This window comes from Microcoleus sp. LEGE 07076 (genome assembly GCF_015207455.1).
GTDB lineage: Bacteria > Cyanobacteriota > Cyanobacteriia > Cyanobacteriales > Microcoleaceae > Microcoleus.
The window spans coordinates 1-9,270 of record NZ_JADEWV010000218.1 but is presented as its reverse complement, the minus strand read 5'-3'; the positions used below and the strand labels follow the sequence as shown (position 1 = coordinate 9,270).

10 protein-coding genes and 1 pseudogene are annotated in these 9,270 nt (G+C 45.4%); 3 read left to right on the top strand and 8 right to left on the bottom strand.

Going from position 1 to position 9,270, the window contains the following annotated elements; all coding sequences use genetic code 11:
• Positions 1-257 precede the first annotated feature (257 nt).
• Together IQ270_RS31455 and IQ270_RS24995 are read left to right on the top strand one after the other, a co-directional pair.
• A pseudogene (locus IQ270_RS31455) lies at positions 258-606 on the top strand (ISKra4 family transposase); the annotation flags it as partial.
• 202 nt (positions 607-808) lie between these two features.
• Positions 809-1,453 (top strand): Uma2 family endonuclease, encoded by a 645-nt coding sequence (locus IQ270_RS24995; protein ID WP_193975877.1) that lies wholly within the window; start codon positions 809-811, stop codon positions 1,451-1,453.
• A gap of 688 nt (positions 1,454-2,141) precedes the next feature.
• Here the strand turns inward: IQ270_RS24995 and IQ270_RS24990 are convergent.
• The 4 genes from IQ270_RS24990 to IQ270_RS24975 all read right to left on the bottom strand — a co-directional run bounded on the left by IQ270_RS24990 (position 2,142) and on the right by IQ270_RS24975 (position 4,084).
• A complete protein-coding gene (locus IQ270_RS24990) occupies positions 2,142-2,759 on the bottom strand; it encodes a Uma2 family endonuclease (protein ID WP_193975876.1) in 618 nt (205 codons plus the stop codon).
• A 64-nt stretch (positions 2,760-2,823) separates the two neighbouring features.
• The gene (locus tag IQ270_RS24985) at positions 2,824-3,435 is read right to left on the bottom strand and encodes a Uma2 family endonuclease (RefSeq protein WP_193975875.1); all 612 of its coding nucleotides are present in this window, start codon (positions 3,433-3,435) and stop codon (positions 2,824-2,826) included.
• Between the two features lie 129 nt (positions 3,436-3,564).
• On the bottom strand, positions 3,565-3,825 hold the full coding sequence (locus IQ270_RS24980) for a hypothetical protein (RefSeq protein WP_193975874.1): 261 nt from the start codon (positions 3,823-3,825) through the stop codon (positions 3,565-3,567).
• Entirely contained in the window at positions 3,809-4,084 is a 276-nt protein-coding gene (locus IQ270_RS24975; RefSeq protein WP_193975873.1) for a BrnT family toxin, read from the bottom strand. The genes IQ270_RS24980 and IQ270_RS24975 overlap by 17 nt, the downstream gene beginning before the upstream one ends.
• A gap of 121 nt (positions 4,085-4,205) precedes the next feature.
• Between IQ270_RS24975 and IQ270_RS24970 the strand changes: the two genes are divergently transcribed.
• On the top strand, positions 4,206-4,343 hold the full coding sequence (locus tag IQ270_RS24970) for a hypothetical protein (RefSeq protein WP_193975872.1): 138 nt from the start codon (positions 4,206-4,208) through the stop codon (positions 4,341-4,343).
• A gap of 131 nt (positions 4,344-4,474) precedes the next feature.
• Here IQ270_RS24970 and IQ270_RS24965 read toward each other — a convergent pair whose 3' ends face one another.
• From IQ270_RS24965 to IQ270_RS24950, 4 genes are all read right to left on the bottom strand, one after another.
• Positions 4,475-6,442: a ShlB/FhaC/HecB family hemolysin secretion/activation protein gene (locus IQ270_RS24965; protein ID WP_193975878.1), complete on the bottom strand. Its 1,968-nt coding sequence runs from the start codon at positions 6,440-6,442 to the stop codon at positions 4,475-4,477.
• Positions 6,443-7,235: 793 nt separating this feature from the next.
• The gene (locus IQ270_RS24960) at positions 7,236-8,027 is read right to left on the bottom strand and encodes a PspA/IM30 family protein (protein ID WP_193975871.1); all 792 of its coding nucleotides are present in this window, start codon (positions 8,025-8,027) and stop codon (positions 7,236-7,238) included.
• A 298-nt stretch (positions 8,028-8,325) separates the two neighbouring features.
• Positions 8,326-9,030, bottom strand: coding sequence for a PspA/IM30 family protein (locus IQ270_RS24955; RefSeq protein ID WP_193975870.1), 705 nt, complete (start codon positions 9,028-9,030; stop codon positions 8,326-8,328).
• 144 nt (positions 9,031-9,174) lie between these two features.
• Entirely contained in the window at positions 9,175-9,264 is a 90-nt protein-coding gene (locus IQ270_RS24950) for a hypothetical protein (RefSeq protein WP_228056680.1), read from the bottom strand.
• Positions 9,265-9,270: the final 6 nt, after the last annotated feature.

The following is a 9,270-nucleotide window of genomic DNA, read 5'->3' as shown; positions in this document are numbered from 1 at the left end:
AGCTTGTATGTTATCAAAATAAGTTGATAAGCTCCCTTGTAAATGTTCGATGGATATTGGTTGAGTCCGATTATTCTGCTTCTGGGATTTTTGGGTTGGCGAAACAGGAGCAAATCCTTTTTTCATTTACTTTTTCTCACCAGTCATCACGAATGATTAAGAAACATTATATAACCACTAATCACTAATGCCAATTCGTATATATTGCCCTTTTTGTCAAGTACAATTTATACCAAATTAGATGAGCTTACCCTGATTTAATGGAAAATTTATATAAAGTGGGAGGGTCATTAAAATTTTTAGCGAAGCCAAGAAATTTTTGTGGCAATGTCAGGTCGAATCCACCCTAAATTTATTTAAAAATTGTCGCAGAAAAACCGCTAAAAACTTTTGCAAGTATCTAGAAAAGCATCGCTCTCGAATTGTTAATTATGAGCAATTATTATCAGACAATATCTGTTCCATAGGCTCGGGCGCGGTGGAATCGACTGTCAAACAAATAGATAGAAGGTTGAAAATCTGCGGAGCTCAATGGTTGAAAAAAAATGTCATAACAAGATGTTAAAACTTCGTTGTGCTGGACGACACGACCTCTTGGCTATTTGAGGCTTTTGCAAAACCGGGATGCTCCCGATGCTTAACTGAGTTCGAGTCGGCGAGCTCCCGGCCATTTTTGCAATTGCTCGTAATTTAGCACTCAATCTTTATCGAGAAGCTGGAGAAACAAATATGGCACAGGCACAACGGCTCGCGGGCTATGGTCTAGACGTTTTGAAGAAGCTGTTTAGAATGAAATAGCCCTGGAAAAATGAGTACCTTAACAACTAAATTACCGACCGATACTTGGGTAGTAGCAACATGGGAAGAATTCATCGCGATGGCAGATGACCCAGCTTACAATAAAGCCAAATGCTACTACCGCAACGGACAAATGAGGATTGAAACTACGTCAGTAGGGCCTAACCTCGCTAGAGACAATGGCAGTATTTTTTTAGGAGTGAGTCTGTTCTGTATTGCGAAAGGTATTTCTCTTAACGGATTGGATAACTGTAGCTACCGGAAAACTGGAGTGCGAGAGTGTCAACCGGATGTATCATACTATATTGGAGAAAGAGCGCAATTAGCACCGAGTGGAACTTCGATCGCAAGTCTTGACGTTACTCCACCGCCAGATTTGGTCATAGAAGTTGCTGACTCAACTTTGGCTGATGATATTGGTGAAAAACGGTTGCTTTATGAAGAGCTGAAAGTGGCTGAATATTGGGTAGTAGATGTGCAGAAATCTGAAATTATTGCCTTTGCGATTATTTCGGATAATGGCAGTCGGCGGATTGTTCAATCTGAAGTTTTACCTGGATTAACTATTGCTTTGTTGCAAGAGGCTTTGCGGGGGAGTCGCACTCAAGATCAAGCGCAGGTAGGTGCTTGGTTGTTGGCTCAATTTCAGCAGTAATTGTATATAGCCTTTCGAGCGTAACATGAGGTGCTAGGAGTGGCCCGCGCCGGCCAAACCGGGCTATCCTCACAAAGCTTGAGAATTCATATAAATAAGCTCACTTTAAAAACCAGAATACTCAGGAGATATCGGTGATAGCTGAACTGGCTATAAAAAAGGCTGTTTTTGACGTTCGCAATTACCCATAAGGAATGAAAAGTTAATAACTTACCATTTTTATTGTTCTTGTGGGATGGGCTCTATAGCCCGTGCAGAAAGGACGGGCTATAGAGCCTATCCCACAATTATGTGTAAATTATTTAATTCACGATCCTAAGCCGTGCCAAACAGGGGTTGCAAACGCGTTTTGGTGACAAGTTACGACAGTAAGTACGGTACACCCTAAAAATCATAAACTAACAGAAGATGTAGTTTGGTCAAAATTGGCATTTTCCTGATAATTTAGCACAGTAAGTACGGAACAACCAATTATTTCTATATTACTGGCAGATCGCCCGCAATTTTCGGATTCGATCTTGCTAGCTGTCGGACAAATAAATATTGTATTTTCAGGGCCCGCTATCAGCCCACCCCACTCATTAGGGTTTTTTTTGACATTCAATTTAAATGCCGCAACAGCTTGCTAGCGGCCTAAGTTAAATTATCAATACTACTGGCAATTTTCCAGAGTCCGATCGCACTTTCATTAAAAAGCAAGTTTTTGAAATAACTCCGCAATCGCCAGAGTAAAGCCAGGGACGATTTCTCCGCCATCTAGGGAGTCCGTAGACTTGAGCAGGCGATCGGGTTCCTCGGCCGATCGATACACCAACACATACTTTTGTTTAGGATGAATTACCCAAACTAAACGCGATCCATTTTCAAAATATTCTACAAGTTTATTGTGAATTTCTTCCACTGTATTGCTAGGAGAAAGGATTTCTACGGCCAGATCCGGCGCACCTTCTAGGAAGCCATCGGGAAGCTCTTCTAGCCCTTGCAGCCGTTCTTTTGCCATGAAGGAAACATCGGGCGATCGCTTGTTTCCCGATTTCATCTTAAAAGCAGTGCTGGAATCGAACATCGCACCTAGCTTTTGAATGTGGACATACCCACCGAGCAAAATCATCAAGATACTGCAAACATAACCGTGTTTTGCACCTGAGTTTCCCATATCAATTAGTTCTCCATTTACAATTTCGTAGCGGTGTCCATCTCGGTTGAGTGCCATAAATTCGGCATCAGTCCAGACTTTTTTCCCCACTGGGGATTCTGCTTGATTTTCTGTCAAGTTTTCCGTTGGCTGTTGAATTAGAGTAGCCATAGCTTTCTCCTAAAATTATATTTCTAGTTAAACACAATCGATTTCAAACTTGCAAAAATCGCCCTTAAAAATTAATCCGGCGGTAGACTTCAGACATTGGAAGTTCTATATTTAAGCTGTGCAGGACGATCGCCCGATCGATCCCATCGTACACTTGCCATTGCCAGCGATCGCTACTTTGGCGATCGAGGTTGTGATATTGCTCAATATATGGTTCCGTTTGACTCACCAGCAAATATTCACAAAAACTAGCAAGAGAGCGATATTTTCTGAACTTTTCACCTCGATCGTAGGCTTCCGTAGAGGGCGAAAGAACCTCGACAATCAGTAAAGGATTGAGAATTTCGTCCGTGCGATCGGCATTGAACTCTGGTTCGCCATCAATTACCAAGACATCGGGGTAAGTTCCGTGATTGAAACTAGGAATCCAAATTCGCAGATCGCCGTTATAGACTTGAAAATTTGTGTCTCGCACAGCCACATTAAGAAAAGTCGTAATGTCTACGGTAATACGGCTGTGAGTGGGGGAACCTCCTGACATAGCGATGATACCTCCGTTACAGTATTCGTGACGATCTTCGGCAGTTTCCTCGATCGCCCGGTATTCATCTGGAGTGAAGCGAGTCTTTGTCGCATCTGAAGTAAGATTTGGCGGGTTGGTTTGAGCAATAGCCACGATCGCACCTCCTAAATAATTAGACCTTAAATAATTATGACCTACAGCTAGATAGTTGTTTCAACCAAGAGGCGATCGCTTTCTGGAGAAATAATATCGGCGATCGCACAATCTCCTGACATCGCGCTATCAAAGTTGAGATTGTTCGCGGCTTTCCTGAACCGCAGTATTTGACTGCTGGCGCTGTGCAATTTTGATTAACATCCTCAATGCGTCATTGACTGCTGCATCATTAGGAAAAGCTCGGGCAATATCGGGGTCTAAAAGCACCAAGTTTGTCCCTGCACGATATCGCTCAACATACTTGCCTCTAACACCTCCTTCCATCCGAGCAAAGTCATACTCAGCAAGTAATTCGTCTTCCATTTCCTTCTCAATATCCTTCTTCATAAAACCTCTGCTCCTGCCGGGTAGCTTTTCTGGCGCTGATGATTCGTACTTTTTCTCCTCGATCGGTGTGTGCAACAATTAAAAGTTGCCCATACCTAGATATACCTATGATAACGTAGCGGCTTTCTCCGATGGAATGCTGAGGTTCGGGAAAAGTTACAGATAGCGGGTCATTAAATACGGTTGCGGCTTCGGGAAAGGAAACACCATGCTTCTCACTGTTTAGTGTCGCTTTGTCTGGATTCCCTTCAAATTCCATAAAGAACTTTCCAGGCTTTTGTCCGATTCTTCTTCACAACCGCTAAATTCTAGCTTTCCTTTTATTTTTAACACTCAACAGCTTGGTAATCGATGTATAATAATGCAAAGCAAAAAGTAGATTGATTCCAAAAAATACCAAAGTTAAAACAAAAGTCAAAAAAGAAGCAAACGACAGCCCAGAAATCATGGTAAACATCGCCAAAACGATCGAGCAAAACCCAAAACCCGAAGCAAAAGAACTTAAAAGCAGCAACTGAACTTTAGACATAGTTTAATTTTTAAATTATCACTACAATGCACTATTGGCAGCCATCAATGAGTGCCAAATAATACTTATTACTATATAGCGGAATTGCTCAGTTCCGCCAAGAGCAGAACGGCTACTTTCTTAAAAAGGTTGGAATTCTAATGAAAAATACAGCCCGCGCTCTTGCCAACTCCTGTTGCCCGAGTTAATATCAATCAAAGGAATGCCCCAGCCCAAGCGAGCATTCCACCTCTGGCCGTACTGCCACCGCAGGCCCAATCCCGCCGATAACAAAGTATTTGTTTCCAAATCCGCCGCCATTCGCCCGCGATTCCAAACATTGCCAACATCCACAAACGGCGTTACCTGCAAAACTCCTTGGTTGTCACTAATCCGCAAAATCGGATAGCGCAACTCGGCAGAAGCAAAAATCCCGCTATCGGCAAGCAAAGCATCCTGACGGTAGCCCCGCACTGTGTCCGGGCCGCCCAAACCAAATTGTTCGATCGGCAACAACTCGCCTCCAGCCAACTGCACGTCCGATCGCACAACCAGCAGCGTCTCGGGAGCCAACAACCGCACGTACTGCAATTGACCCCGCCACGTCAAAAATTGACCGTCAGGCTCGCTGCTGCTCGCGGTAGCGCCAAATGCTGCGACTCCCAGACTGAACTGCGATCGCGCGACCAAGATATCTCTTTCTCCCCTCTGAGTAAAATCCTGAAACAGCCTCAGCGCCGAAACCCGAGTTCTCCCGCGACTATCAGCCCCAGGCGACAGGGGAAAATCTTCTCCCAGCAAAGAGGTATCGCTTTCTCGCCTCCCCGCAGCGATGCCGATCGCAATTTCTGTTCTCGCAGTTTGCACGATCGGCTGGCGATAAGTCAACTCGTAACTGCGGCTCGATGCCTGAATATCCAGCGCCTCAAAAGGTGACTCAACAATATTGCTTCGGCTCCTGCTGGCTTGAAAACTTACCGTACCGTTGCGCGCATTCACCGGCAGCGCGTAACTAAAATCTACAGCGTTGCTGCCCTCAGTATTTGTAAAAATCAAACTCGCACTATCTCCCAAACCCGACAAATTAGCCTCGCGGATTTGTGCCCCGCGCCGCCAACTCCCCACACTCGGAGAGCGAGAATTGTCAGTAAATATCCCCGGTTGGAAAGTTTTTGCCTCTTTGACTCGCACTAAGAGCACATTAAAACCCGCACGAGAACCCGCTTGCAATTCTGCTGAAATATTTTGGACTTGGCCGCTTAGTTGCAGCAGTTGCAGAGCTTCTAGCAAGCGCTGTTGGTTCAGCGGGCCTCGCGTTGCCAGTGCCAAGCGGCTTCTGATGTAGTTAGAATTCAGCCGTCTAGTCCCGACTACATTGATATTTTCTAGCCTGCCTTCTAGCACTAATATTTTCACAACTCCACCCGCGAGCGTTTGTGGCTCGATCAGCGCTCCCGAAGTGATATAACCTTTGCTCAGGTACAGTTCATTGATAGCAGAACGAGCTTGCAGCAGTTCGGCGAAAGTCAGCCGGCGGTTTACAAAGTTTTTGAGTGCAGCGTCTAATTCTTGCTTGCTAAAGACGGTGCTGCCGACTACTTCAAATCGATCGACCCTTACCGTACCCGGAATGTCGGGCAATTCTGCTGGCTGCGTCGGCGCGGGGACTCGTGGCAAAAGCTGTTCTACCGGAGGCAGGGGTGCTGGGGGCGCGGGTTCTTCCAGAGGAGATGGAGTTGGCCCGAGCCGATTGGGAACGGGAAATTCTTGTCTGTTTTCTCCTCGGTTCGGCAATTGAGCGAGAGTTTCTCTGTCTTGAATTTGGGCTTGTGCAGCAAATTCCGCGATGTGGTTTTCTGGCTCTTGAGTGTCTATATCTAATTCTGAACTTGAGTATAAATCAGGAGGCCGATCGCGATCGTCTGCGGTTTCTCGATTAAGTTTTAATTGAGACTGTAAATTATCATTAACAATTGGCGATCGACCCAATGACTCGCCAACTCTTTGAGCTGTCAGCGGTGCGGGGAAAATTGCTGCGATCGAACAACTAACTGCTAATGCCCTGAAAAACTTGATTTTACAAAACCCTCTGGAATATGGCAGAGGCATCACAGTTTATACCTTTTTATATTTTATGTTATGGGAATTGGGAATGGGGAATTGGTAATTGGTAATTGGGAAAAAGGTGATGGTAATGGGTAAGTAGTAATGCCCAATTCCCAATTCCCAATTCCCCATTCCCCATTCCCCATTCCCTATGCACCTTAATGGCATCTCATGTTACTGAGAACAGCTATAGTTATTTACACTTACTAGCTGGTGCTGCAGGCGCAATTGCAAACAATAAAGTCACTTTATCACTTTTTCTTAAGAATTGAGTAGTTAATTGTACATAAATATAATTGACATAAAGCAATTATTGTGTATTGCTAAATTACCGCTCAAAAAAATCGCGCCGCAGTAGATCCCAGGCGCGGATGCATAAAAAATCTTTTGATAAAAATCGACAATTTCGAGCGATGCACCTTGCAAAAAGATCGATCGCAGCAGCAATTTCATAAATCTTCGATCGTCGGTTAGATCGCAATACGCGATTGTTAAGCATGATTGTAGGTTGGGCCCTGGACACAAACCCTGCGGTTCACTTCGTTCAACTGACAAAAGAGCACCATTCGTGTGGAAGCTCTTAAAAACCGGGTTTCTGAAAGAGAGATATAGGTTGTGATGCGGTTTTTGCGGTCAGAAACCCGGTTTTTGCCACAGGTGCAAGATATCAGTTCAACCCAACCTACATACACTGTTTGTGAAAAAAGCTCCGACTTCCCCAAGCTAGCGCTGTAGGTAGGCGGAGCATTCTATCAAAGCTGCCATTGGAGAAATAGGTGAATTTTGATAGAGATTACTACATTTTGTTGAGCTGCGATCGCAATTCTTCCAGCTCAGCGTCAATCACCGGACTCGACTCGGATGTAGTATTAGCAGTAGCAGCAGTTTTACCCGCTGCGGGCAATTGACCTTGAGACACAGAACCTCCAGTCAGTTGAGCTTTCATCTGAGCCAACTCGTCGTCAACATCGCCGCCGCTTTCGAGCAAGCGGAACTGTTCCTCTAAATTGCTGCCGCCGGCCGCCAGTTCTGCTGATGCTCCCGCGCGAGCTTCTATCTGCAAAACTTTTTCTTCCATCCGATCGAAAGCTGCCATTGAACTGCCAGTATTCAGGGTGCCAATGGTGTTGTTAAGCTGTTCCTGGGCCTTAGCTGCGGATATTCTGGCCTTGAGCATATCCTTCTTAGTTTTGGCTTCGGAAATCTTGCTCTCCAAACCGATCAAGTTGCGCTTGAGGCTTTCTACTTGACCCGATTGCTGTTCCAAACTACTTTTCAGGGTAGCCGCCGTTTCTGCGTGAGACTTTTTGCGTACCAGGGCTTCGCGGGCCAAAGTCTCATCTCCTTTTTGCAGGGCTAGCGCTGCGCGCTGCTGCCATTGGTTAGACTGAGATTCAGCTTGATTGTACTGAGTCTGGGTGCGCTTTTGAGTGGCGATCGCGCTGGCAACGGCCTGACGCAACTGCACCAAGTCTTCCTGCATGTCCGTCACGGACTGTTCTAAAATCTTTTCCGGGTCTTCAGCTTTGTTGACCATATCGTTAAGATTGGCTCTGACGACTCGGCTAATGCGATCGAATAATCCCATAATGCTATTGTTCCTGTGAGGTGTACGAAGTTGGCGGCAAGCAGGCTTGATAGCGTTAGCCCGCTTTGAGTGAAACTTATTTGGTCAAATGTTTAGCGCGATCGAGCCTTTGGCAATTTTTGCAAACATATAAATACAGTTTAAAGCGATCGAGTCAGCGGTGCAGACAAGCTGATTAATGCACCTACCTATTGAGTTTAACTTCGATCCGGGAATTCCCCAACACGCTTGCGGGCTATCTCTAGTTCGGCTGTGGAGAAGTTTTTGCCGTCGGGACTATTGTTCTGCTAGTTCTGGTTCAGGATGCGGGCGGCTCGCCCGATCGCAATTGGGGCGTATTATTGCCTGGAAGCATTTGTGCTTTCATCGCCGCCAACTCGTCATCGACATCGCCTGCAGATTCGAGAGACAGAAACTGCTTTTCTAAATCATTAGTTCCGAGTTCTGCGATGGCCTCGGAGCGAGCTTCTAGCTGCACCACTTTCTCTTCCATCCGTTCAAACGCGCTCAAAGCACTGCCGGTACTGAGATTCCCCATCATTTCTTGCAGCCTTTCGGAGGCTTTTGCCGATCGAGCTCGGGCAATGTACATATCTTTTTTAGATTTTGCCTCAGAAATTTTACTTTCGAGCGAGCGCATATTTTCTTTAAGTTGAGTCACAACAGCGTTTTGCTGTCCCAAACTAGCTTTCATCGCCGTTGCCGTTTCTTGATAAGATTTTTTTCGCGTCAGAGCTTCCCGCGCCAAATTTTCCTCGCCTTTTTGCAAAGCTAGCTGCGCTCGCTGGTACCATTCTGCCGCTGTCGATTCAGCTTGCGAGCATTGGCGTTCAGTGCGTTTTTGAGCGGCAATCGCCCCTGCTACAGCTTGTCTGAGCTGTATTAAATCTTCCTGCATATCCATTACAGCTTGTTCCAGAATTTTTTCTGGATCTTCTGCCGCCCCGACCAAACTATTAATATTGGCTCGAATCACTCGCCAAATGCGATCGAATAATCCCATGAGCTCCGTCTCCCGATTTTATGAAATTTTAGATTTAGGAATGGGAATTGACAATTTAAAAACCAATTTTGTGTTAGACAAAACATTGATTACCGTCTAGGTTTGTCTAACAATTTAGTTAAAGTTTTTCACCCTTCACCTAATTTAGGGCTGATAGTATTGCACCTTCACCCCTTTAGCTTCGAGTTCTTTTACCAAACGTTCTGCTGAGGCAGCATCGTTCAAAGCCCCCATTTGGAT